Origin of the sequence: Nitrosomonas sp. Is35 (assembly GCF_033063295.1) — a bacterium.
Classification (GTDB): Bacteria; Pseudomonadota; Gammaproteobacteria; order Burkholderiales; family Nitrosomonadaceae; genus Nitrosomonas.
Window position 1 is genome coordinate 276,927 of sequence record NZ_JAWJZH010000001.1, and the last position, 23,454, is coordinate 300,380.

The 23,454-nt window shown below is 48.8% G+C and carries 21 protein-coding genes; 5 read left to right on the forward strand and 16 right to left on the reverse strand.

Going from position 1 to position 23,454, the window contains the following annotated elements; all coding sequences use genetic code 11:
* Position 1: 1 nt before the first annotated feature.
* Positions 2-1,357, forward strand: coding sequence for a tRNA uridine-5-carboxymethylaminomethyl(34) synthesis GTPase MnmE (gene mnmE, locus R2083_RS01375; protein WP_317538961.1), 1,356 nt, complete (start codon positions 2-4; stop codon positions 1,355-1,357).
* 47 nt (positions 1,358-1,404) lie between these two features.
* Here mnmE and R2083_RS01380 read toward each other — a convergent pair whose 3' ends face one another.
* The 4 genes from R2083_RS01380 to R2083_RS01395 all read right to left on the reverse strand — a co-directional run bounded on the left by R2083_RS01380 (position 1,405) and on the right by R2083_RS01395 (position 5,571).
* Positions 1,405-1,878, reverse strand: a complete 474-nt coding sequence (locus R2083_RS01380) for a DUF1854 domain-containing protein (protein WP_317537262.1) — start codon at positions 1,876-1,878, stop codon at positions 1,405-1,407.
* Positions 1,875-4,169, reverse strand: a complete 2,295-nt coding sequence (locus tag R2083_RS01385) for an ABC transporter ATP-binding protein (RefSeq protein WP_317537263.1) — start codon at positions 4,167-4,169, stop codon at positions 1,875-1,877. Before R2083_RS01385 ends, R2083_RS01380 begins: the two co-directional genes overlap by 4 nt.
* A 272-nt stretch (positions 4,170-4,441) precedes the next feature.
* Positions 4,442-5,008, reverse strand: a complete 567-nt coding sequence (locus R2083_RS01390; protein WP_317537264.1) for a DUF3619 family protein — start codon at positions 5,006-5,008, stop codon at positions 4,442-4,444.
* Entirely contained in the window at positions 5,005-5,571 is a 567-nt protein-coding gene (locus R2083_RS01395; RefSeq protein WP_317532039.1) for an RNA polymerase sigma factor, read from the reverse strand. Before R2083_RS01395 ends, R2083_RS01390 begins: the two co-directional genes overlap by 4 nt.
* 276 nt (positions 5,572-5,847) lie before the next feature.
* Here R2083_RS01395 and R2083_RS01400 point away from each other — a divergent pair, with 276 nt between their 5' ends.
* Complete coding sequence (locus R2083_RS01400; protein WP_317529769.1) at positions 5,848-6,036, forward strand: DNA gyrase inhibitor YacG; 189 nt, start codon at positions 5,848-5,850, stop codon at positions 6,034-6,036.
* Positions 6,036-7,166: a GGDEF domain-containing protein gene (locus R2083_RS01405; protein ID WP_317537265.1), complete on the forward strand. Its 1,131-nt coding sequence runs from the start codon at positions 6,036-6,038 to the stop codon at positions 7,164-7,166. The genes R2083_RS01400 and R2083_RS01405 overlap by 1 nt, the downstream gene beginning before the upstream one ends.
* 26 nt (positions 7,167-7,192) lie before the next feature.
* On the opposite strand, the gene R2083_RS01410 is transcribed toward R2083_RS01405, so the two are convergent.
* The 4 genes from R2083_RS01410 to R2083_RS01425 form a co-directional block, all read right to left on the reverse strand.
* On the reverse strand, positions 7,193-8,161 hold the full coding sequence (locus R2083_RS01410) for a Nudix family hydrolase (protein ID WP_317537266.1): 969 nt from the start codon (positions 8,159-8,161) through the stop codon (positions 7,193-7,195).
* A 3-nt stretch (positions 8,162-8,164) separates the two neighbouring features.
* On the reverse strand, positions 8,165-9,040 hold the full coding sequence (locus tag R2083_RS01415) for an ATP-binding protein (RefSeq protein WP_317537267.1): 876 nt from the start codon (positions 9,038-9,040) through the stop codon (positions 8,165-8,167).
* Between the two features lie 20 nt (positions 9,041-9,060).
* On the reverse strand, positions 9,061-10,287 hold the full coding sequence (gene argJ / locus R2083_RS01420; protein WP_317537268.1) for a bifunctional glutamate N-acetyltransferase/amino-acid acetyltransferase ArgJ: 1,227 nt from the start codon (positions 10,285-10,287) through the stop codon (positions 9,061-9,063).
* A 361-nt stretch (positions 10,288-10,648) separates the two neighbouring features.
* On the reverse strand, positions 10,649-10,852 hold the full coding sequence (locus tag R2083_RS01425; protein WP_090317641.1) for a cold-shock protein: 204 nt from the start codon (positions 10,850-10,852) through the stop codon (positions 10,649-10,651).
* 657 nt (positions 10,853-11,509) lie between these two features.
* Between R2083_RS01425 and R2083_RS01430 the strand changes: the two genes are divergently transcribed.
* A complete protein-coding gene (locus tag R2083_RS01430) occupies positions 11,510-12,208 on the forward strand; it encodes a response regulator transcription factor (RefSeq protein ID WP_317529774.1) in 699 nt (232 codons plus the stop codon).
* A gap of 91 nt (positions 12,209-12,299) precedes the next feature.
* Here R2083_RS01430 and R2083_RS01435 read toward each other — a convergent pair whose 3' ends face one another.
* Positions 12,300-12,941, reverse strand: coding sequence for an FxDxF family PEP-CTERM protein (locus R2083_RS01435; RefSeq protein ID WP_317537269.1), 642 nt, complete (start codon positions 12,939-12,941; stop codon positions 12,300-12,302).
* 222 nt (positions 12,942-13,163) lie between these two features.
* On the opposite strand from R2083_RS01435, the gene R2083_RS01440 reads away from it, so the two are divergent.
* Positions 13,164-13,637, forward strand: a complete 474-nt coding sequence (locus R2083_RS01440) for a DUF5658 family protein (protein WP_317529776.1) — start codon at positions 13,164-13,166, stop codon at positions 13,635-13,637.
* A 72-nt stretch (positions 13,638-13,709) separates the two neighbouring features.
* Here the strand turns inward: R2083_RS01440 and R2083_RS01445 are convergent, their stop codons facing one another.
* The 7 genes from R2083_RS01445 to R2083_RS01475 form a co-directional block, all read right to left on the reverse strand.
* Positions 13,710-14,996, reverse strand: a complete 1,287-nt coding sequence (locus tag R2083_RS01445) for a TolC family outer membrane protein (RefSeq protein ID WP_317529777.1) — start codon at positions 14,994-14,996, stop codon at positions 13,710-13,712.
* Positions 14,997-15,070: 74 nt separating this feature from the next.
* A complete protein-coding gene (locus R2083_RS01450; protein ID WP_317537270.1) occupies positions 15,071-16,423 on the reverse strand; it encodes an HlyD family type I secretion periplasmic adaptor subunit in 1,353 nt (450 codons plus the stop codon).
* Between the two features lie 60 nt (positions 16,424-16,483).
* Positions 16,484-18,280 (reverse strand): type I secretion system permease/ATPase, encoded by a 1,797-nt coding sequence (locus R2083_RS01455; RefSeq protein ID WP_317537271.1) that lies wholly within the window; start codon positions 18,278-18,280, stop codon positions 16,484-16,486.
* 77 nt (positions 18,281-18,357) lie between these two features.
* Positions 18,358-19,248: an NAD-dependent epimerase/dehydratase family protein gene (locus R2083_RS01460; protein WP_317537272.1), complete on the reverse strand. Its 891-nt coding sequence runs from the start codon at positions 19,246-19,248 to the stop codon at positions 18,358-18,360.
* Positions 19,241-20,182 carry a glycosyltransferase family 2 protein gene (locus tag R2083_RS01465; protein ID WP_317537273.1) on the reverse strand — a complete coding sequence of 314 codons (942 nt, stop codon included), beginning with the start codon at positions 20,180-20,182 and terminating at the stop codon, positions 19,241-19,243. The genes R2083_RS01460 and R2083_RS01465 overlap by 8 nt, the downstream gene beginning before the upstream one ends.
* 74 nt (positions 20,183-20,256) lie before the next feature.
* Positions 20,257-21,267 (reverse strand): glycosyltransferase family 2 protein, encoded by a 1,011-nt coding sequence (locus R2083_RS01470; RefSeq protein ID WP_317529781.1) that lies wholly within the window; start codon positions 21,265-21,267, stop codon positions 20,257-20,259.
* 46 nt (positions 21,268-21,313) lie between these two features.
* Positions 21,314-23,419, reverse strand: a complete 2,106-nt coding sequence (locus R2083_RS01475; RefSeq protein ID WP_317537274.1) for a glycosyltransferase — start codon at positions 23,417-23,419, stop codon at positions 21,314-21,316.
* Positions 23,420-23,454: the final 35 nt, after the last annotated feature.

Sequence of the window (23,454 nt, forward strand, 5' to 3'; positions counted from 1 at the left end):
TATAGCAGGCTCTGATATCATTGCAGCAATTGCAACCCCGCCCGGTCGCGGTGGAATCGGAGTCATTCGGATTTCCGGCAAGCATCTGACAAAATTGGCGGAAGCAATCCTTGGCAGACTCCCGAAACCGCGTTATGCGTGTCTCAGCCAGTTTCTGGATGCCGGTGGACAAGTCATCGATCAAGGTATCGCGCTCTACTTTCCTGCACCTCATTCCTACACGGGTGAAGATGTCCTGGAGTTACAGGGGCATGGCGGTCCAGCCGTCATGGATTTATTGCTCGATCGCTGTCTTGCGGCCGGTGCCCGTTTGGCGCAACCCGGTGAATTTACGTTACGCGCTTATCTCAATAACAAGATTGATTTGATTCAAGCGGAAAGCGTCGCAGCGATTATCGAAGCCAGTACCCATGAAGCAGCGCGCTGCGCAATCAACTCATTGCAAGGGCATTTTTCATCCCGGATTGAAGAACTCGTCAGTTTATTGATTAAGCTGCGCATGCTCATAGAAGCTACGCTGGATTTTCCCGAAGATGAAATCGATAATTTGCAAACGTTACGCATCGACGAGAAATTAGCGCAAATCTATGTGCTACTTGAGCAGATATTTCTGGCCGCACGGCAAGGTAATTTGTTGCAGGAGGGTATTCGCATCGTTTTGACGGGAGCGCCCAATGTCGGTAAGTCCAGCTTACTGAATCAATTGGTGCAAGAAGAGGCCGCTATCGTCACAGAAATTCCCGGAACCACACGCGATACAATTCAACGCACTATTTCCCTTGCCGGTATGCCAATTCATATCATCGATACGGCCGGACTGAGAGAAACCCAGGATGTGGTTGAACAAAAAGGCATTGAGCGTACGCATGCTGCGATCAGGGATGCCAACATGGTGCTCCGGCTCATTGACAGCAGTCAACCCCAGCCCGCTGAAAACAATCCGGCACAACATGCTATTCCGGCCGGTAAACCGCAAATCACGGTATTCAACAAAATTGATTTAGTCAGTGAGAATCCAAGAACTGAAGATCTGGAAGGACACAGCGTCATTTATCTTTCGGCCAAAACCGGTGCGGGTATTGAACTACTGCGCAGCAAAATATTGGAAATCGCAGGCTGGCAATTTAATCAGGCCGGGGAGGGTGTGTTTATGGCCAGACAGCGCCATCTGGAAGCACTGAACCAAGCCAAGAAGCATCTGGAAAATGCGCAGAGATTCACGGAAGGTGAATATCAATTAGAGCTGCTGGCGGAAGAGTTAAGATTGGCGCAAAACGTTTTGTCGTCGATTACAGGACAATTTACCGCCGATGATTTGCTCGGGGAAATTTTTTCGCATTTTTGCATTGGTAAGTAATACCGCCAGCGCCTATTAATTTGCTCGAGTCTTAATAAAGTCCATCGCTACAGAAAATGATCCAGCAATTTGCGGCTATGACGGTCCAGTGCCGTGCGGTCACGAAGCAGAAAATGGATGCCATGGTCATCGGTGATCATTAACGACGATGCGGTTAAACGGCGGATATCCTCTTCCCCCTTCAGAATCAGTACCGCTGCACCACGATCTGTTTCGATATGCCAGGTGCTTGGCGTGATGAAACCGGAGACTTTCGTGATGCGTTTTATCTCCGGCATAAATTCACGGCTTGCCAGTTCTGATTCAATCAACATGCGATACGCTTCCGGTAAATCATCGAACTGCTCTATCCATGCCAACTCATGGCCATGCGAATCGATCAGCGCGATGCCTTGTCCCGGATCGGTAATCGGAAATGATCGTACGGGAATGACACCTTCGTGCGTGACACCGGATTGATCGGTCAAAACCAAACGGCCGTAGGAATTCCGGGTTAATTGATAAGTAACGGTAGCACTCATTTGTGTTCTCCTGCAATGCTGTGTTCCGCAGCGGAAATCAGTGCCCGTTCTTCTTCATCGACATTACGCGCTTGCGCCAAATACAGCCGGTGATAGTAGCCCTCACGTGCCATTAATTCAGCGTGATTGCCAACTTCCACGATTTTGCCACGATCCAGGACAATCAACCGGTTGGCTTCGCGAAGAGTCGATAGACGATGTGCGATCGCGATCGTGGTTCGGCCGCGTACCAGATTATCCAATGCTTTCTGAATGTCTTTTTCCGTGGTGGTGTCGACCGAAGAGGTGGCTTCGTCCAGAATGAGAATACGCGGATTAATCAATAGCGCGCGCGCGATTGAAATGCGCTGACGTTCACCGCCCGATAATGCTTGCCCGCGCTCGCCAACCAGCGAATCATAACCATGCGGCAGGCGTAAAATAAACTCATGTGCGTGCGCCGCTCGCGCCGCCGCGACAATTTCTGCGCGGCTCGCGTCTGGTTTGCCATAAGCGATATTCTCAGCGATAGTGCCGAAAAACAGAAAGGGCTCTTGCAGCACTAGGCCAATATGTTTGCGATACTCAGCAAGCGGTAAGGTACGGATATCGTGTCCGTCGACCAGAATGGCGCCTTCGGTGACATCGTAAAAACGGCAGATCAGGTTGACCAACGTGCTTTTTCCCGAACCGCTGTGCCCAACCAGGCCAATCATTTCGCCGGGTTTAATAACTAGATTGATGCCGCGCGTTATACTGCGCGTTCCATACCGGAAACCAACGTGACGCAGCTCTATTTGCCCTTGAATCATTGGTAAATGTACCGGATTGGCCGATTCTGGAACGCTGGATACATGATCCAGAATGTCAAAAATGCGTTTGGTGCCAGCTGCCGCTTTCTGGGTGATCGATACAATCCGGCTCATTGAGTCGAGCCGGATGTAGAAACGGCCAATGTACGCAAGAAATGCCGTCAGCACCCCAACAGTAATTTCATCTTGCGATATTTGCCATATGCCGAATACCCATACGACGAGTAACCCGACTTCGGTCAGCAGGGTGACCGTCGGCGTGAATAGTGACCAGATTCTATTTACTCGGTCATTGATCTGTAAATTGCGTTGGTTGGCGGCATGAAAACGCGCCGCTTCTCTTTTCTCTTGCGCGAAGGCTTTAACTACCCGGATACCTGGAATTGTGTCTGCGAGCACATTGTTCACTTCGGCCCAGATGCGATCCACCTTTTCAAAACCAATTCGCAAGCGGTCGCGAACCAAATGAATCAGCCATGCGATAATTGGCAGCGGTATCAGCGTTACCAAAGCTAACCAGGGATTGATCGACACTAAAATGATAGCCGTCATGCAAATCATGATGACATCCGTGGCGAAGTCGAGTAAATGCAATGAAATAAAAAGATTAATGCGGTCAGTTTCAGCACCGATACGCGCCATCAAATCGCCGGTCCGCTTGCCGCCGAAATATTCCTGCGAAAGATTCAGTAAATGCTCGTAGGTGGTGGTGCGCAAATCAGCGCCGATACGCTCTGAAACCAGCGCCAGCATGTAGGTTCGCGCCCAGCCCAGCATCCAGGCAAGGATCGCCGCTCCCAGTAAGCCGGAGAGATAGAATTGTACTAAGTCGGTATCGATAGGCTGGCCATTCTGATATGGAATCAACACATTATCCATAAGTGGCATGGTTAAGTAGGGCGGCACCAAGGTTGCGGCAGTGCTGCATAAGGTCAGCAGAAAACCGATGAGCAGTCGTCCTTTGTAGGGTTTTGCGAAGCGCCACAAGCGTAGTAAGACCCAGGTGGAAGGCGGTATATGATTTTGTTTTTCGCAAACAGGGCATTCATCCTGTTCAGCAGATAGAAAAGCGCCGCAATGGGGACATTGAGCCGATGCCTGCGAGGATTCGGGCAGCTTGCCGTCGACATGATAATCCAATTGCTGCGTAAAGCACTCGATCAGCCGGTTTGCCGCCATGACATTACCTAAGCGGTAACGCCAAAAGGCCAGCCGCGTATGCGGATCGAACAATTCCAAACAGCCAACACCGGCATGATCACGCTGTGTCAGCTGCAATCCTTGCTGATAATTCCACGTTTGCCAAGTTTCATCGCCAGCCATTTTTGCCAATACACGTTTATTCGTTGCGATGATGATGCCTGTAGCAAAATGCAGCTGGTGGTCGAGATCGATTTCAAGCCAGGCGAGAATGCTTTCTTCGTTGATCAATTGTGAAGAAAGCGCATTGAGCCAAGCTGAAGGCAAGTTGCTTAATGATGGATGAGGGAGTTGTTGCATGAATTAAACTGCAAAAAAGATAAAATGAGATTTTCTTTAGAAAGTGAAGTAAGACACGCAATCAACCCTTTAATGGATTGATTATAGAATTTTCCAGCATGCGTTTTTTATAGCTTCAGCTTCTGGCTGGACTATGTGATTTCTTCTGGTTTATGTTCGCCAGTTGCAAGCTGCTGGAATTTTTTCCTAGCCTTTTCGATTATTGCAGCTTTAGTTCTTTCCTTAAAGAATCAGTGGATTCAGGCGAGGCATTAAAGAAAGAAATAGGTCCATTAGGGATCTAATTTTTCATCTAGTTCACTATCAGCGCGGGCTTCCGTGGGTAAATCCTCGATCAATTCCGGTTCACTCTCAATTTGAACATTTGCCGGAGAGCCATCAATTTCCTCAGGGATAGGCTCATTAGCGATCAGAACCTCTGCGGATATGTCCTCAACCAATTGGAGTACATTGTCAATATAGTTATCGATCGATAACTCATCAATCAGTTTCGGCTCATTATCACTAAGACCGTCTGCCGATAAGCCATCAACCAGTATCGTAGTGTCTGTGGTTAGCCTGTTTCTTTCCAGAAATTGCCAATAAGTTGCCGACACCAAAGCAAAAGTGACCAACACGGCTACTAATAACAACAACTTTCCAGCATTGAAATGTTCGTTGTGTCCACCGAAAACGGACGTGCCATTACCTGAATTCATCATTTCCAATGTGGGCTGGCAATTTTCCAGAGCGGCACGGCGCGCTGCTTGCAGCCGATACAGGGTACTCTGCTTAATAGTTTCATTAGCACTGGTGTCCAATAATCTGGCAATTTCTTTTCCCAGTTCCTGCTCGTTCATAATTTCACTCCTTTTTCTCTGAGAATTGTAGCTAATGTATGAACTGCCCGTGAGCAATGTGTTTTTACACTACCTTCCGAGCATTTCATAATAGCGGCTGTTTCCGCCAAACTCATTTCTTCCCAGTAACGCAGTATGAAGGCTTCGCGTTGACGTGATGGCAGAATTTTTATTGCTTCCTCTATTAAATTAATGAGTTGTAATCTTTCAAGCTGAGCATGGGGATCATTGGATTCCTGCTTTACCTGTAAAGTTTCGAGTATATCGAAGTCTTCTTGATTCTTATCTTGATCACTGGGGGTGAATGCTGAAAACAGTGTCGTCCATAGTGAACGGATCTTCTGCCGCCGGTAATAATCGCGAATGGTATTTTGCAGGATGCGCTGAAACAATAACGGTAGCTCTTCGGCTGGTTTTGAAGCATAGCTCGCCGTCAGTTTCATCATGGAATCCTGAACAATATCCAATGCCATATGCTCGTCATGAACCGCGAACAAGGCTTGTTTATAGGCGCGCTTTTCGGTTGCAATCAGAAAATCTGAAAGTTCTTGTCGCGTGGCCAGGATTTGTAACCTTAAAGTAAGTGATTAAAAATAATTTAGAAAGTTAAAACTAACGGGCGCTAAATTTTTGTAGAATACTAAATCTCGCGGGCTGCTGGAATAGTGTTAAATTTCATCACAGATAAGAAAAAAAGGATTTTATTTTTTATGATCAGTTTAAAACTAAAACGAATAATTCCCTATCAGATTCATGCGTAATAATTTTATTACTATTCTACTTATTTTTCGCTAATACAAAACTCTTATCTTAAAACAATCTAACAATGATCTGCTTTTATGCAACAGCGCACAGTCAATTGCCCGCAATGCGGTAAAGAAATAATCTGGGAACCGGCCAGCCGTTTCCGTCCGTTTTGTTCCGAACGGTGCAAAACGAACGATCTGTCGCAATGGGCCCAGGAATCTTACCGCATCCCTGAAGTAGAAAAAGATCCGGAGAATACTATAACCACTGAGCCGATATAATGGATGAATCGATCTACGAGAAGAACCGGGAGTTACAGCGTAAGCTCGATCATCTGCTCAAGCAAGCCAGAGCCAATGAGAAAAAGCAGGAGTTATATGAGACCTTTGGCTTTGAAATTATTGGCGCCAGCACACCCAAACAGCTGCGGGATCTGCTGTTATCGCAAACCGTTGAGCGTTTTCAGTTACTCGATGTTGTTTTGTGTCTGGTTGACTACCATAAAGACACCGAACGTCTGTTCTTTGAACGCGACGAAGAAGCGCAGCTGAGCTACGAGAACAAGCTCTTGATTCTCGATACCTTAAAAGATGCGGAAATCATCCATTCGCTATCCAGTCATCCGGTGCTGGGCGTGGAAGCATTGAAGAATTACCGCTGGATGATCGCTAATCTGAAAAGCCGCGATCAGGTAAAAAGTGCTGCATTTCTGCCGTTGCTGCGCGGCGATCAGATAATCGGCGCGTTATTGTTGCTTAGTCACGATCCGCATCGCTATCAGGCGGGTATCGGGACGCTTTTCTTGCAAAAAATATCCGCGATGGCTGCCGTTGCGATCGAAAACTGCCTCAATCAGCAACGGCTCAAGGAAATCAGCTACCAGGATGTGTTGACGCAAGCGTATAACCGCCGTTATTTCGATCTGCGTTTCAAGGATGAAATTGCACGCTGCATGCGCTGGGATGATGATTTGATCTGCATGTTTCTCGATGTGGATCATTTCAAGAAAATCAATGACACCTACGGCCATCAAACCGGCGATCTGGTGCTCCGCTATATGGTCGGCTTAATCAAGGAGCAAGTCCGGTCGTGTGATATTGTGGCGCGATATGGCGGGGAAGAATTCGTCGTTGCGCTACCGTCGACGACGTTGCAAGCAGCGCATGAAATTGCCGAACGGTTGCGTCAAGCGATTTGTTCCACTGCGCTGAATTTTCATGACAAACAATTCACGGTATCGATTTCGATCGGTATTGCCAGCCTGCGAAGTTTGTTGACTGCGCAGCAACACGACGCGGATTTCATCTGCAGCACCTTACTCGATCGAGCCGACCAGGCGTTATACGCCGCCAAATCAGGCGGCCGCAATCAGGTGGCGGTATACGCCGATGCCGATCTGATTACGCACTGAACCGGGGCGGTTCTTTTCACCTGCGTTCATTCGATTCCGCGCATCATCGCAATGCCATGCGCGCCCATTTCCTGGGCGATGGGCAAATCTTCCCGGTGCAATCCGCCCAGTGCATACACCGGCAGCGAATAGCCGCGAATCAGCGTCGCAAACCTTCTCCATCCCAATGACGACAATCCCGGATGGCTCAGTGTCGGCTGCACCGGTCCCAGCACGGCAAAATCAAGCCCCAGCTGTTCGGCGGCAAAAAGTTCTTCGGCGTTGTGGCAGGATGCAGCGCATAATCCAGCGGCCGGATCGGGGCGGGATGACATGGCCATCAGCTGCGACGATGTGAGATGTACGCCATCGGCGCCAAGTTCTTGCGCCAGTTCCGTGCTGCCATTGATCAACACTTTTGCTTGATAGGGCCGGGCAAGTTCCAGAACTCTCCCGGTAAAGTCACGTAGCGCATCGGGCGTCATTTGCTTCTCGCGGATTTGCAGCAAGCGCAAGCCGTTTTGTAATGCGCGCTCGATGTGCTGTAATGCGGCCTCGATGCCGGTTTCAGCCGCATGGGTGATGGCATAAACCGGCGGTAACCGCAGCGACTGCAAAATCGGGCCGTTGGCAGGCAGCATCGGAGATACTTCAACCGGATGTGGCCATTGCCAGGATAATCCCTGTTTTTCCCGGGGTGAGGGCTGACCTTCCCATTCCACCACGCGAAAGAAATGCAGTCGTACGGTGGCATGTGAATAGCTGAAAACGCGTGTGATCCAGGAATGAGCTTGGCGCACGTGGATGCCGAGTTCTTCCCACAATTCCCGCTCCAGCGCGTGCAGCAACGATTCGTTCGGTTCAACCTTGCCGCCGGGAAATTCCCAGTAGCCGGAATACACTTTCCCGGCGGGCCTGCGTGTCAGTAAGAACCGGCCATCCGGTTGCAGAATCACCGCTGCGACGACTTCAACGATAGGTGTCGATCCGGCAATTGGCGTGGTTGAGTGATTCATTGACTAGGGATGGTTGCCAGCCGATTGTTGCCGCCCTGCCAGATCGCGCGCGAATTGCCACGCCACCCGGCCGCTGCGCGAGCCGCGTTCGATCGCCCATTGCAATGCTTCGGTACGCGCCAGCGCGGTCATTTCCGGAATACCGAAATAAGCCAGCCAGTAGCGCACGATATCCAGATACTGATCCTGATCGAACGGATAAAACGACACCCACAGCCCGAAGCGCTCCGACAGTGAAATCTTCTCCTCAATGGCCTCGCTCGGATGCACTTCGTCGCCGATATGCTTGGTGTCGAGATTGTCGCGCATGAATTCCGGCACCATGTGACGCCGGTTCGATGTGGCATAAATCAGCACATTGTCGGAAACCGTGGCAATCGAACCGTCCAGCACCACTTTGAGCGCTTTGTAGCCTGGCTCGTCGGTTTCAAACGACAAATCGTCGCAAAACAGAATGAAGCGTTCCGGGCGCTGATAAATCTTTTCCACAATGTCGTGCAGATCGACCAGATGATGCTTCTCCACTTCAATCAGGCGCAGCCCGTCTTGCGCGTATTTATTCAATAGCGCTTTAATCAAGGACGATTTTCCGGTGCCGCGCGCGCCCGTCAGCAACACATTGTTGGCGGAAAAACCCTGCACGAACTGCTGCGTGTTCTGGTCGATGCGCTGTTTCTGTTCGTCGATGCCGCACAATGCGTCGAGTGTGATCCGATGCGGCTGCGTCACTGGTTGAATGAATCCGTTGTTGCCCTGCCTGCGCCAGCGGAAAGCGATCGCTGCTTGCCAATCCGGTTCCGGTGATACGGACGGCAGCGCTTTTTCCACGTGATCGAGTAATCGATCCAAACGCGCACAGAGCTTATCTAAATCATTCATCGGATTGGTTTACCGGTATGTCAGCTGCGGTAGCTGGCATTAATCTTCACATAATCGTAGGAAAAATCGCAGGTCCACACCGTAGTCGATGCGCTACCGCGATTGAGCACGACCCGGATGGTGATTTCAGCTTGATTCATCACGCGCTGCCCATCCGCTTCGCGATAATTGGCTGCCCGGCCGCCTTTTTCCGCAACCAGCACATCGTCGAGATACAGTTGAATGCCGTCGACGTTTAGATCATCGATTCCGGCGTAACCGATCGCCGCGAGAATTCGGCCCAGATTCGGGTCGGAGGCGAAAAAAGCGGTTTTGACCAGCGGCGAATGTGCAATCGCGTACGCCACTTTGGCGCATTCACCGGCATCCTTGCCCGCTTCGATTTGCACGGTAATGAATTTGGTCGCGCCTTCGCCGTCGCGCACGATCATTTTCGCCAGCTCGGCGGCAATCGCGGTCACGGCTTGCTGCAATTGGTTAAATTCGCTGCTGTCTTGCCGGGTGATTTCCGCATTCCCGGCTTTTCCGGTCGCCACGACGATGAACGCGTCGTTGGTCGAGGTGTCACCGTCCACCGTGATGCGGTTGAACGAATGATCCGCTGCGTATTTCACCAACTCTTGCAACAAAGGCTGGCTGATGACCGCATCGGTCGCGACATACCCCAGCATCGTCGCCATATTTGGGCGGATCATGCCGGAGCCTTTGGCGATGCCGGTCACCGTGACCGTCTTGCCGCCGATCTGCACTTGCTTTGAGGCCGCCTTCGGCACGATGTCCGTGGTCATGATCGCGTGCGCGGCGTTAAACCAGTTATCCGCTTTGCAATTCGCCACTGCGGCGGGCAATCCTTGAACAATCTTATCGACCGGCAACGGCTCCATGATCACGCCGGTCGAAAACGGCAGCACCTGCTGTGTGTCGCAACCCAACAACCGGCCAGCTTCGGCACAGGTTGCCAGGGCATGCTGAATGCCTACCTCGCCGGTTCCGGCATTGGCGTTGCCGGTGTTGACCACCAAGACGCGGATGGCAGCGTGCGCCAAATGCTGCTTGGCCACGGTCACCGGCGCGGCGCAAAAACGGTTCTGCGTAAACACCCCGGCCGCTTGCGTGCCTTCGTCCAGCACCATCACCAGCAAATCCTTGCGGTTGGCCTTTTTGATCCCGGCCTCGGTGGTGCCGAGCTCGACACCCGCAACAGGCAGCAATTGTTCAGGGGTTAGAGGAGGAATATTGACAGGCATAGTTAGTAATCAGCTTGATTGAAAGCCGCTATGCTACCTCATCTGCTGTGATATTTGCCATAAATTGCGACATCATTTTTCCCGCAATGTACCCAATTTTCGCTATGACTAATTCAAGCATTTGGCACTAAAACTTCACATGGATAAAAATTTCGTGGACAGGATTTATCGAGCATGGCCGAACTGGGTGAGCAATACGGTAAGCTGCTGATAAAGGTGATGGCTTGGTTTTAAGCCGATACTAGCCGCGTAGCGAAGCAGGGATAACGATTTTAAGGAAAGAAATGTTTATTGGATTTCGGGATCTCGCCCATAAAAAACCCCGGATTACCGGGGCTTTTTATTTAAGCTTTAAGCTCGTTTACTGCGGCACAATGTTCGATGCTTGCTTGCCTTTAGGGCCTGTCGTTACATCGAAAGTAACACGTTGTGCTTCACGCAATGATTTGAAACCGTTACTGTTGATTGCAGAGAAGTGTGCAAACAAATCTTCTCCACCGTTATCTGGGGTAATAAAGCCAAAACCTTTAGCGTCATTGAACCATTTAACTACACCTGTTGCCATGTTTATTTCCTTAATAATTAATGAATTTACTTCTTCTACAGTGATCCGTAGTGGCCATCGAATATCAAGGAAAAAGCTCAACTATAAGCATCACATTTCACAACTTGAATCCAAAAGACTCTTCTAAGATACACGTTTCCTGACAAAGTTCAAGCATTTATTAATAATGCTGGAGTGATGATTCAAGAATTAAAAACTAACGGTGGCTCTAGCGGATTGATTCGATAGTTTAAAAATAAGCAGTAACTCAGATTGAAAATATTCCAGTTGATATGTTGTGGATTGCAACCATTTCGTTTTTTGCTCGAATCTTGCGCTCGTAAACATGCTACTGGGAAAATTTTTATCGCATTTGTAGCTTATTCTATTTCATCGCATTACTGCCTGTTTGTTCATGCCTAGAAGGAGAATGCCATGACTGATGAGAGGAAATTGAACGCGGCGCAGATGGTACCGGGCGTGATATCCGCAGCGTACCCAGACAACTCGGCAACTTTTGTAATTGAGTGCATTTTGCCCTTCATACTCGATTCAAGAAATGCCTTGAATTCCCGATTACCAATCCAGCCGGTTGCTGCGCATGGAAGGGTGTGCGCTACCCGGACTGAAAGAAACCGGATATCCAATATAATCAATCTTGTATAAATTCATCAGTCTATGCGTTTAGGAATACTTGAAGACGAGCCCACTCAGGTAGCCATCTATGAGCTACTGCTTTCGCCCGATCGCTACCAATGTGAATTTTTTGGAACCATAGCATCCTTTCTCGATGCGCTGCGGGATGAAAGATTTGATCTGCTCGTGATCGATTGGATATTGCCGGATGGTACTGCCGGGGAAGCGCTGAAATGGATCCGAGGAAATATGGATTGGCATATTCCGATTATTTGTGTGACTTCGCGTAACAGTGAATCGGATGTCGTTAATGTTTTGCATATGGGCGCGGATGATTATTTCGTGAAATCTTCCCGGCATTTTGAGTTGCTCGCCAGAATTGAGACGTTGGCGCGTCGTAGCCGCGAAAAGCCGCCCGCAATGTTGCAATTCGGTCCCTATAAGATTGATTCAGAAAATCAAGCAATCTGTGTCGATGGCAAAAATGCCGGACTTACCCAGAAAGAATTCGTGCTGGCCTGCTATCTGTTTCAGAATATGAATAAACTGCTGTCGAGAATTCACTTGTTGGAAAAAATATGGGGATTGTCGGCAGAAATCGATACCCGTACCGTGGACACGCACATCAGCCGGATCCGGAATAAGCTCAATCTCGCCACGCGAAGTGAATGGGATATTTTGACAATCTACGGTTATGGTTACCGCTTGCAACATGCCAAAACTGTTGAGCCGGTTAGATAACTGGCTTTATTCCGGCTGGTTGCCGGGTTTTTATCCGCACACAGTAAAACGGGAGCCTCGGCTCCCGTTTTCAATCCAGAATGAAGCGGAATTAAACAGCCACTGCTTTTCTACGGCGAATGGCAAAACCAACTAAACCTAAACCGGCCAGTAACATCGCATAAGTTTCGGGTTCCGGAACCGGTGTGACATTAAACTCGACTTCGCTCAGGAAAACCCATGCATTACTTCTATGGATTGTCACAGCGAGATCGTTACCCGTGAACGATAAGCCATTTGCTACAAAAGCGAATGGCGCAGAACCGGCAGGATCCGAAATGGGGAAATTGATCCCGTTCACATCCACGCTTGCTGGCGCGCTGACGCCACCGGAGCCATTTGAATCATCAAAATGAAAAGTGACGGAGCTGATATTGACAGGCGCATTCCAGTGAAAGGTAATGGTCGGATCCAGAGTCCAGCCGACATAAGAGCCATTGCCGGCAGGTGCTTCAGTGACAAACCAGTTGTCAGTTGCAATGATTCCATCGGTCAGATCGCCACGGCCGCCCGTCAAAGCTGCGTTGTCACAGGTTACACAACCGGCTCCGCTGTAGGTTTCATCCCAGTAGTTATAACTGCCGGTATTGCCGTTCAGCATGTTGTAACTGTCCGGCGTGAGAGCGGCATATGCGCTGCTTGCCGCACCCAGAATCACCAGTGCGGTGATATTAGCCAATATTTTCTTGTTCATTTCACAATCTCCATCGTGTATAAAAAATTGTATCGTTTTGTTTTATTAAATTGTTCAGTTTTTACTTCTGCAATTTAAGACAGCAGGTCCTCTGAGTACATAGGTATCAACTCCTCTTTTTCTGGTACATCTGTACTAGAAATAAAGAGATGCTACGCTGATATTCTTATCCGCTGTTTTTGCTATCATGCGAGTGAGTACAGTATCCGTGGGAGCTTTTTTATGACTGATGCAGTTGCGGTTTCAAATAATAGAAAACAGGATCGACGTCAGGATATGCCATTCTTCTGCGCGTACCATGTAGGGATCAAAATGGGCAGGCGGATCGGGGAACGCAGAGTGTCGGAGAAAGGGAAACCGGTGTACGTCGATCGTTACACGGGAAATGTGCTGTTTTGCGTTATTGCTATTTTATTGCTGAGCGCGTTGGACGCTTACCTGACGCTCAACATCCTTGCCAATGGCGGAGAGGAGATCAACTGGTTTATGGCGGTGCTGATCGAGGAAAGTACAGAAAAGTTTGTTGCTGTAAAACTGGCGCTTACCGCGATGGCACTCATTCTGCTGGTAATTCATCATAACGTCCGGCTGATTGAGTCCCTGCGTGTCAGGCATCTCAAGTACGCAATCCTCGCTGGATATGGCACATTGATCGGATACGAATGCTATCTGTTGGGATTGGCGGCTGCGCTTTGAGCCGAGAGCTGTTCAAGCGGAAAAGAATGCGGTGACCTCATTGGCAAATGCACGATCACAGCAAAAACCTTTTTAACGCAAGCCAGTTTTGAAATAGCTGGCTATATTTCTTAAATCATCCAGTACCAGTGTGCCCGCTGCTAACTGCAAGCGCAGATAGGCCAGCAGATAATCAAATCGCGCCCGTGAAAGATCGCGTTGTGCGGTATATAGTTGTTGTTGCGCATCCAAAAGATTTAAATTGATGCGGATACCGCCACGGATACTTTTTTCTGTCGCATCGACGAGCAACTCAGCAGACTTGACTGCCAGCTCCAGCGATTCAATTTTTTTGACGCCGCTTTTTAGCAGATTGTATTGTTTTTTCAATTCGACGAGGACCTTATCGGTTACCGCATCGAGATCCGCTTCCGCGCGTGCGTGATTCGCTTTAGCCTGAGCCGTGAGGGCATTTACACGGCCACCGGCATACAGAGGGAAATTAACTTCAACCCCAATGGTGGCAAGTTCGGCATCCTGACTCCGTGTGATAAATGACCCTCTATTATTTTTAGAGAGACTGGCGACTAAATCGACGCGCGGTGTATGTCCGGCAAAACTCTTTCTGATTTCTTCCTTACCGGATGTTACTGCATGGCGTTGTGTTACCAGCTCGGCATTGCGTTCCAGCGCCAAGGAATACCAACTGTCATAATCTTGCAACTGAATGGCACGCGTATTAAACGCATCGGACAGTCGGTCTAGCTGGTTTGTTTTTTGTCCTATGATGGCTTCAAGTTTGAGCCGGGCTCCTTCCAGCTCATCATTGGCTTCAATAACACGTGCTTGTGCAATGGCGTGTTTCGATTGTGTTTCCAAGACATCGGTCGTTGTTCCCTCGCCCTTGATTAACATACGTTCATTGACACGTTTGAGTTCTTCAAGGGAAGTCAGTTGCGCTTCGGAGAGCTTGACGTGATCCTGTGCCAGTAAGGTTTCCACGTAAGCCTCTACCAGCCTTACAACCAGCTGTTGGCTGCGGCCGGTGAATTTTGCCCGGCTGGAATCGGCTTGCGCTTTTCCGATGCGGTAACTGGCTACCGCTTCCAAATTGATCAATGGCTGACGCAAAGTCAATGCGCTGATCTGGCTATCAAAATGCGTATTGTCTGAAACTTCGATGACCCTGTTTGGCGCGACTTGTTGCGGGGCTGTGATAGTTCCCGTGCTTCTGCTTTGATTATGCGTGAGCGAGAGATTGGGCAGTAAGCTAGCCAGGCCGATGGCCTCGGCTTGTTGCCCGGCTTCATTTTCATGATAAGCGGAACGATAAGTCGGGTCATGCAGCAATGCAGCTTCATAAGCCTCTAAGAGGCTCATTGCATGGCCATAGCTGATCGGGCTCAAGAAAAACCCGGCTAAGACTAAAATTTTACGGATATCTATCATTACCGTTATTCTTCACTCAAGGCCGAATGAACACGATCCAGGATCGGTTTGAAGAGGTAGCTCATCAACGAGCGTTCACCGGTTTTAATGAATATTTCCACCGGCATGCCGGCACGTATTTGTTGATCGGTCAGCTTTCTCATGCCTTCCGGCGTAACCTTAGCCTTGATATTATAAAACGGAAGCCCGCTGCGTTCATCCATAAGACGATCCGCTGATACCTGAGTGACGGTGCCCGGTATGTTAGGGGTTTGCTTTTGATTCAACGCGGAAAAAATAAGATCGACAGGAAGGTCGACGTGCACCCGGTCAATCAGATGAACCGGCACTTGCCCGGTAATGATCAGCATATCATCGCTCGGAACGATATCCATGAGCTTAAATCCCGGGCTGATCACACCGCCTTCGGTAAAAACGTTCATACCGACCACAAAACCGTCCACAGGTGCTTTGACTTCCACGTTGGCCAGTTCAAAATCCTGTCCGCTCAGGCGGCTGCTTAAAGAATCAATTTCCCGTTTGATATCGGATAACTGTTGCCGCACTTCTTTCTGGTATTCCTGCTGGCGGTGGATGCGCCGTTGTTCCAGTTCGGCTATTTGGCGCTGGATGCGGCCGATATTGCCGGTTTCCGCAGAAATCTCCCCGGTCAATTGGGTATACGTGCGTTCGAGTTCCAACACGCGATTGCGCGGGACGAAACCATCCTGTGCCAAGTCGCGCAGGTTGACAAGCTGTTCTTCCAGAAACTTCAATTGCGCATTTTTACTGCTCCGCGAAGCTTCCAGTCCACGCAATTGCATTCTTGAGCCTGCAATATTTTCTTCCAGTGCTGCGATTTCATGATGCAAGGCTAACTGGCGCGATGTGAATAATTGGTTCTGAGTGATGATGTTATTGGCAATGCGCGGATCATGCTGGAATGTCAGCAAGTCTTGCGGAAAAGTGATTTCCTTGCTGCCATCGCGCTCCGCCAATAGACGCGCTTCCACTGCGCGCGCGGTATACAGTTGACTGCGGGTGATTTCAGCTTGCGCTTTGAGCTGAACATCATTCATCCGGACTAAAACTTGGCCAACCGCGACATGCTCTCCTTCCTTCACCAGAATGCTGTCGATAATGCCACCGATTTGATGCTGGACCGCTTGCAGATGACTGGCGACCGTGACTGTGCCAGGAACCGGCACGCCTTTATCCAATGGTGCGAAAGATGCCCATAGGATAAATCCGCCAAAGCCTGCCAAAACGATCCACCAGCCCAATTTGGTATGGAGCGTCTCATCGATGTCAACCTGATGGGATAAATCGGCGGGAACATTTTCAATAACGGTCTTTTTTTCTTCAGCTGCAAGCTTCATTATTCTTCCTGTCCGGTAATCTGTATGTGCTCAAGGTAAGGTTGAAAGGCGCGGTAAAAATTAGCTGGTTTGAGAGTCGACCGCAGGAGTGGTTGGAGGTGCTGGGGGTGCTGGATTTTGCGCAGCTTGCTGCCCGGCTTTCTTTTGCGCCAGCTGTGCCTGATGCGCTTGTTGTTGCTTTGCGAGCGCCTCCACCACTTGATTGGTCGGCCCGAATATTTTTGCTGCGCCGTCCTGCAATAGCAGCAATTTAGTGGTTACACTGAGAATACTGGTGCGGTGTGTGATCAACACGATGGTTTTGCCGCGTATGCGCAGATCGGTGATGGCTGCCAGAAGCGCCTGTTCTCCGACATCGTCCAGGTTTGAGTTGGGTTCATCAAGAACAATCAGGGATGGATCGTCATACATGGCGCGCGCCAAACCGATGCGTTGTTTTTGTCCGCCGGAAAGACCGGCGCCGCCGTCACCCAGATGCGTGTCGTAACCTTCCGGCATATTCAAGATCATGTCGTGAACCCCGGCACGTCTGGCTGCCAGAATAACTTTTTCCGCGTTGATTTCGCCAAAACGGGCGATATTTTCCGAAACCGTGCCAGCGAAGAGCTCGATATCCTGCGGCAGATAACCGATATGCGGGCCCAATTCATCCTTGTTCCACAGATAAACATCGGCGCCATCCAATCTGACTTTCCCCGCCGCTGCCGGCCACACGCCGACCAATAAGCGCGCCAGAGTTGATTTCCCCGATCCGCTCGGGCCAATAATACCGAGCACTTCACCGGCAGCGAGGGAAAAATTCAATCCCTTGATGACGGGAACTTTACTGCCGGGCGGCGCTGCCGTGACATTTTCCACCGCAATCACGCCGAGCGGTTTAGGCAGCGCCATGCCAGCCGTTCGCTCCGGATTCTGTTCAAGCAATTGCGTCAGACGCTCATAAGCGCTGCGGGTGCCGCCAATCTGCTTCCACACGCTGATGAGTAACTGTACCGGTGCGATGGCTCTGCCCAACAGGATTGAACCGGCGATCATCATGCCCGGCGTGATGCTGTTATCCAGCACCAATAAGGCGCCTAATCCCAGCATCAGCGACTGCAATGCGACGGTACAAGATTTTGACAGCGCGGTGACGATGCCGGATTTCTCGCTGGCCTCGGCTTGCAAATTGAGAAAACGGCGATGCAGCTTATACCAGCGTGCTTGGAGATTAGGCAGCATACCCATCGCTTCGATGACTTCGGCATTGCGCAAATTGTTGGAGGCGATATTGCTGGACGCAATCGACATCGAATTGGCTTCGGCTAGCGGTTTATGCGAGATTTTCTCATTGATGTACGCTAATGCAATCAGTATGACTGTGCCGCATAAAGCGAAAACCCCTAGAATGGGATGAAACATGAATATCACGAACAAATAAATCGGAAACCATGGTGCGTCAAAGAAAGCGAACAAGGCATTGCCGGTCAGGAATTGCCGTAGATTGGTCAGATCTTTTAACGCTTGCCCGGCGTTGCTATCGCCTTTTTTGAGACTTTCCTCAAAGGCGGCGGTGTAAACGCGCTTGTTCAACTTCATATCGAGTTGCGCGCCGACACGGATCAATACAAAGCTGCGGACGAATTCCAGCGCACCCATGAAAATGTAGGCGCCTAACATGATCAATGTCAGCATCAACAAGGTCATTTCATTGCGGCTGGTTAGCACGCTGTCATACAGTTGCAGCATGTAAATGGCCGGCATGAGCATCAGCATGTTGATGACTGCACTAAAAACACCAATGTTTCTAAAGGTCTTCTTAAAGCCGGTCAGTACCTGCGCAATTTCATTCTGAGGCGCTTTAAATTTAAACTTCATTGGGATATTAACGCCATGGTGTTGAATAATTCATCAGTGAATACGTGATCCATTGAATTGATGATAGTTGTCGATTGTTAGTGTTGAACTGGTAAATCTTCTGCAGTCAGTTTGAATGATCGTGGAGAAAAATCTAACTCCCGTGTGGCTTCGGAACAGTCAAATTTCAAGTCCTGATTCATTCTTTCCGCCATTGCCGTGGTCCAATTGCGGTACTTCGGCAGCCATCGCAGTCCCCATGTTGCGATCCGGAAAAGCCATAGCGGCACTGTCAACATGCGTGGAGTACGGTGCATCGCCGCGAATACGCGCTCAACCATTGCGCGATAGGTCAAAGTTTCCTCGCCGCTGAGGTTGTAAGTCCGGTGGCTTAAATTTTCCCTGCTCAGCGCGGCATAGCATGCAGTGGCCACATCTTCCACATGGATCGGCTGCCGCAAACCGCTCGCTGAGCCGAACAAGGGAAAGAACCCAAACCGGCGGATAAATTGTGCAATTTCAGCAATATTTTTGTCACGCCCGTATCCGTAAATCAGTGTCGGGCGCAAAATGACGCATTCTACCTCATGTGCGGCGGCCCATGTTTGCAGTAACTCTTCGCTTTCAATCAATTGTTGTGCAATTTTTCTTTCGTTGGGATCGGATGAAGTATTTTTGGTGAAACGACTGGTGGAGGATAATACGACGATCCGTCGAGCGCCGTAAGCCGATAAAAGATCAAAGTGCTCGGATAACACCCAAATCGGTGCCACACATAACCAAGCGCGAATTTTATTGTTTTCATTGCAAACTTTCGTGCTATCCATTGTAGCAAATTGTCGCCACGTGATCTGTGGGTGCAGTGTTTTGTTTGTGATGGAATGGCGAGAGAATGCGGTGACATGCCAGCCATACTCAATCAGTTTCCTGATTAAACATTCTCCTGTCAGGCTTGTTGCACCCAGCAATCCGACGCGCTGCTCATTCATGCTTGAATTTCAATGTCCGGTAACAATTTTGCGCCGCATAGACTAGTACTGTGGCGCTGAAGCGCAGCCATACACCTAAAGTAATCAATCCCATTAATATGCCGGGATAGCGCTGACGGAAGAATTTCCGGTAAAAACGCAGCATGCCCTTATGTTTATGCCAAGAAACGAAGTACGGCCGGGCGCGGCTGCAGGTTCCCTGGAAATGAACAACCGGCGCATCCGGCACAAAAACAATTTTCCAGTTTTTTTGTTTGAACCGCATGCACCAATCCAAGTCCTCGCAATGCAGGAAATAGTGCTCGTCCCAGGGGCCGACATCGTCGATGGCTTGACGCCTTACCAGCATCAATGCGCCGGATATCGCTTCTACTTCGATGGGGGCTTGGGGTAAAGGCTGTTTATCCAGATGAAAATCAAAAAACAACCGCGGCCAGTATTTTTCCAGACGATGCAAACCGATGGCGCGCACGAAAGCCCGCCATGGCGTAGGTATGGCGCGCCGCCCGCCGCCTTGCTCGGAACCATCCGGGTTAACGAGATAGCCGCCAATCATACCGATCCGAGGATCCGATTCCATTACGCGCAGCATACGCTGCAGTGAATTTTCCTGCAGAATGCAATCCGGATTCAAGAAAAGCATATAGGGTTGCGTTGCTGCGCTAAGGCCAGTGTTGCAACCGGCGGCAAAACCGGCATTACTATTGAGGCGGACTATCTGGAGGTGATTGTCTGCGGCAAAACTGGATTCAAGTTCTGACAGACTGGAATCAGATGAAGCATTGTCAATGACTAAGACTTGCTGAACTTGTTGCAAAACTGCCTGAACACACTGGGTTAATATTCGTCCGGCATTATAGTTGACGATTATTACCGTTATGGGTTGTGTGCACCGTTCTTTTATGTCGTGGCAGATTTGTTGTGGAGCGTGCATTGTCTATCTTCAAATAAAGCCGCTATGAGGTGAAATAACTGCTGCTCAGTATTATCGGTAATTATCTCACAGTGTCAATGGGTTGTATTTTCTAGTTTAGCCGGTGCTTTAATAGGAGCTCTACGCGGCAGCCAAGCCATCAATTGCAGCAAGCTTAAGCTAGAACAGACCCGCTTACTCTGAATTTTTTTTCTTTGCTTCAATAATGATCCGATATGCTTAAAGGCATCGATTTTAGCTTGCCAATAAAGCCTAAGACGGCCAGAAGCAGCATAAAAAAATCCCACGTAAAGAATCATGGCTAGATGAACCGGCAAGAGGATAAAAATGAGCGGACTGGGCATATTCTTGATAAATGTCCAAGTTAAGTTACGATGCCCATGATAAACAGAGAAGTCGCTCGAGCTTCCTGTGATACCTGAACCGACGTGATGAACTTTAGCATCGGGTAGTAACAAGCTTTTACCACCGGTAAGCCGCAGACGAAAACCAAGATCGACATCTTCAGAGTAAGCAAAATAAGCTTCATCGAAGCCGCCTAACCGGCGATATGTTTCGGTGCGGTATATTGCCGCGGCTGCACATGCTGAAAAAATCTCTACCGGCTGCTTGGGTGTGATATCGCAAGGGTATCCATGGCCGTTGCGCCAATGTAATCCGGATATGTGGTAAGCATCGCCCAGTCCATCCAAATGTGATGGTTTATTTGCGTCAATTAGTGCACAGGCAAAACAATCGACGTCCGTAATCCGATTAATATTTTTTACAATTACTTCTAGGCATTCCGGCTCAGGATAAGCATCGGGGTTCAGAAAAAAAATCCAATCACTGTGAATATAATCCGCCACAGCGAGGTTATTTGCAGCTGCGAAACCGGTATTTTCATTTAGGCGGACAAGGCGGCATGGGAAGTTTGTTTTCTCGGCCGCTTGCCAGGAATTATCCACGCTGTGGTTATCTATTACGATAACCTCGAAATTTGAGTAGGTTTGCTCCGCTAACGCAGACAAAGCTTTGGACAGCATCTCTCCGGAATTGTAATTGACGACGATGACAGAAATAAAAGGGTTCTGCGCGCGAGTCATTCGTTTTGCAGAGCATGATCAGGTTGCATGATTAAGTATGATTTACTCAAGCATTAATTGCTTGATTGGCCGTATTCTTGGAATTCCGGCCATCTTGCAGAATAGTGCGCAGTTGGCGTTCGGCAACAGCAAATGAGAAATGCTCCTCGATATTAACTTTCCCAGAATTGGACAAACTTGTCCATAATTGCTCATCATCGTAGGCACGGACAATTTGCCTGGCGAAGTCTTCCGGAGTGTCTGCAACCAGGATGTCTTTGCCGTGCACGAGATTCATTCCTTCGGCTGCGATTGTGGTGGCAATTACCGGCACACCGTAAGTCATGCTGGTGTTGATTTTGCCTTTAACGCCAGCGCCATAACGAATGGGGGCGATAGATAGTCTGATACGATCAAAAATTGGTTTTATGTCTGATACAAAGCCTTTAATAATGATATGCGAGGAAGCGTGAGCAGCAATTTTGGGAGGAATATTGGAGCCGATAATCAAAAGTTTTAAATCCGTTTTTAATGAATGGAGTATCGGGAAAATTTCGTGAATAAAAAATTCCATTGCATCAACATTAGGCCGGTGTTCAAAGCCGCCGATAAACAGAATATCCTTTCTTTCTTGATATCCGTAAACGGTTTCCTGGTTTTGATGAATATTCGATAACAGCACTACCGGCACATCGGGAGCTTCTTGTTTAAATAATTCAATTTCTACCGGGCTGACTAATAATGTTTTATCCGCTTTACGTGCAGTGCTCAATTCCTGCAGTTTTAGCCTCTCGGCTGCAGCCAATTGCTGTTTGTCCTGATTGATCAATGCTTGCCGCTGTTCACGCAAGAAATGTAGATCCACGGTATCGAACAGTATCATTGCATTGGTGCAGTATTCTTTTGCGGTGTCTATGAATTGCTCGGCAACATTTACCCGGCTGAGTAATACAACATCATATAGATGCCCATGTGCCATCAAATGCGAATGAATCGAGTCCAGATAAGGCAAATAAAAGCATTCGATACCGATAGATTGCATTTTTCGCGTATAAACCGGATGGTATGCAAGCGTTTTTGCGATAAAACTGACTTTGTATCCTAGTTTTTTGAAAATATGCAACAAATTAAACATGCGTAATGAGCCGGAATCATTGTCGGGCATTAGAACCAGATCATCCAGGACCAGCACACGCTTGCTGACGTCGCGTTCTTTCTCAAGATGGGGCATATCTCCGTTGGTCCGGTGAGATTGCAGCGTTTCACGCCAGCGCCGGTAAAACTTTTCATGGTTAACCGTCTGATAACGTTTGGTGCCTTGCGTGACATCTGTTCCGGAAGACACGCCTTCAAAATGAATGACCGTAACGGCGGGCTGATAGTACACTTTCTTTCCAGCCTTCCTGACCCGGAAAGCGAGATCGGTGTCTTCATAATAAGCCGGGGTATAGTAGTCATCCAATAGTCCGAGATCGATAAGATCTTGCCGTTTAATCATTAAGCAAGCGCCTGAACAATAATCAACTGCTCTGCAATAGGAATATTCCGGCTTTTCCGGATCATCGCTGCGCCCATAATTCCAGGCTGAAGCATCCTGCCACACGATACCTCCGGCTTCTTGCAACTTGCCATCGGGATAAACCAGTTTGACTCCCACCAAGCCGGCATCGGGAAAATCCGAGAATGTGTTTGTTAACCCGTTCAACCAGTCGCGAGTGACAATAGTATCGTTGTTCAACAGTACGATAAAACGCCCTTTTGCGGCATTAACCCCGGCATTGCAAGAATAGATGAACCCCTTGTTCTCTATATTGTGGATGACTGTAATTCCTTTGATGTCATTGAGCATCTTGGCGGTTTCATCGGTTGATGCGTCATCCACGACAATCACTTCATAGGTGCTTTCTGCGCTGTTTTCATAAATCGATTTAAGGCAGGTGAAAGTGTACAAATGTTTGTTGTGAACCGGGATGATAATAGAAATATCGGGATGAGCGGTCTCTGGAAAACTAAGCGGGTGATAGCGGGTTGCTATTGCATAATCATTTTTCTGTGGAAGGGCTATCTGAGGCGTAGAAAAGCACTTTTTGTAGATTCGAGTGAGTAAGGCACGTAATCCTTGTGTTCTTAGAATGTTTATTGCGGCTGGAACGTATTTAAATAGATTGGTCATTTGTAGGCTTGCTTTTGTTGGTATTGATGTATTTC

What these genes read in the sequence shown, in the direction of transcription:
- R2083_RS01380 (WP_317537262.1), bottom strand. Translation starts at nt 1,878, where the DNA reads ATGAGTGCTACCGTTACTTATCAATTAACCCGGAATTCCTACGGCCGT.
- R2083_RS01385 (WP_317537263.1), bottom strand. Translation starts at nt 4,169, where the DNA reads ATGCAACAACTCCCTCATCCATCATTAAGCAACTTGCCTTCAGCTTGG.
- R2083_RS01390 (WP_317537264.1), bottom strand. Translation starts at nt 5,008, where the DNA reads ATGAACGAGCAGGAACTGGGAAAAGAAATTGCCAGATTATTGGACACC.
- R2083_RS01400 (WP_317529769.1), top strand. Translation starts at nt 5,848, where the DNA reads ATGCAACAGCGCACAGTCAATTGCCCGCAATGCGGTAAAGAAATAATC.
- R2083_RS01405 (WP_317537265.1), top strand. Translation starts at nt 6,036, where the DNA reads ATGGATGAATCGATCTACGAGAAGAACCGGGAGTTACAGCGTAAGCTC.
- R2083_RS01410 (WP_317537266.1), bottom strand. Translation starts at nt 8,161, where the DNA reads ATGAATCACTCAACCACGCCAATTGCCGGATCGACACCTATCGTTGAA.
- R2083_RS01415 (WP_317537267.1), bottom strand. Translation starts at nt 9,040, where the DNA reads ATGAATGATTTAGATAAGCTCTGTGCGCGTTTGGATCGATTACTCGAT.
- argJ (WP_317537268.1), bottom strand. Translation starts at nt 10,287, where the DNA reads ATGCCTGTCAATATTCCTCCTCTAACCCCTGAACAATTGCTGCCTGTT.
- R2083_RS01425 (WP_090317641.1), bottom strand. Translation starts at nt 10,852, where the DNA reads ATGGCAACAGGTGTAGTTAAATGGTTCAATGACGCTAAAGGTTTTGGC.
- R2083_RS01430 (WP_317529774.1), top strand. Translation starts at nt 11,510, where the DNA reads ATGCGTTTAGGAATACTTGAAGACGAGCCCACTCAGGTAGCCATCTAT.
- R2083_RS01435 (WP_317537269.1), bottom strand. Translation starts at nt 12,941, where the DNA reads ATGAACAAGAAAATATTGGCTAATATCACCGCACTGGTGATTCTGGGT.
- R2083_RS01440 (WP_317529776.1), top strand. Translation starts at nt 13,164, where the DNA reads ATGACTGATGCAGTTGCGGTTTCAAATAATAGAAAACAGGATCGACGT.
- R2083_RS01445 (WP_317529777.1), bottom strand. Translation starts at nt 14,996, where the DNA reads ATGAGCCTCTTAGAGGCTTATGAAGCTGCATTGCTGCATGACCCGACT.
- R2083_RS01450 (WP_317537270.1), bottom strand. Translation starts at nt 16,423, where the DNA reads ATGAAGCTTGCAGCTGAAGAAAAAAAGACCGTTATTGAAAATGTTCCC.
- R2083_RS01455 (WP_317537271.1), bottom strand. Translation starts at nt 18,280, where the DNA reads ATGAAGTTTAAATTTAAAGCGCCTCAGAATGAAATTGCGCAGGTACTG.
- R2083_RS01460 (WP_317537272.1), bottom strand. Translation starts at nt 19,248, where the DNA reads ATGAATGAGCAGCGCGTCGGATTGCTGGGTGCAACAAGCCTGACAGGA.
- R2083_RS01465 (WP_317537273.1), bottom strand. Translation starts at nt 20,182, where the DNA reads ATGCACGCTCCACAACAAATCTGCCACGACATAAAAGAACGGTGCACA.
- R2083_RS01470 (WP_317529781.1), bottom strand. Translation starts at nt 21,267, where the DNA reads ATGACTCGCGCGCAGAACCCTTTTATTTCTGTCATCGTCGTCAATTAC.
- R2083_RS01475 (WP_317537274.1), bottom strand. Translation starts at nt 23,419, where the DNA reads ATGACCAATCTATTTAAATACGTTCCAGCCGCAATAAACATTCTAAGA.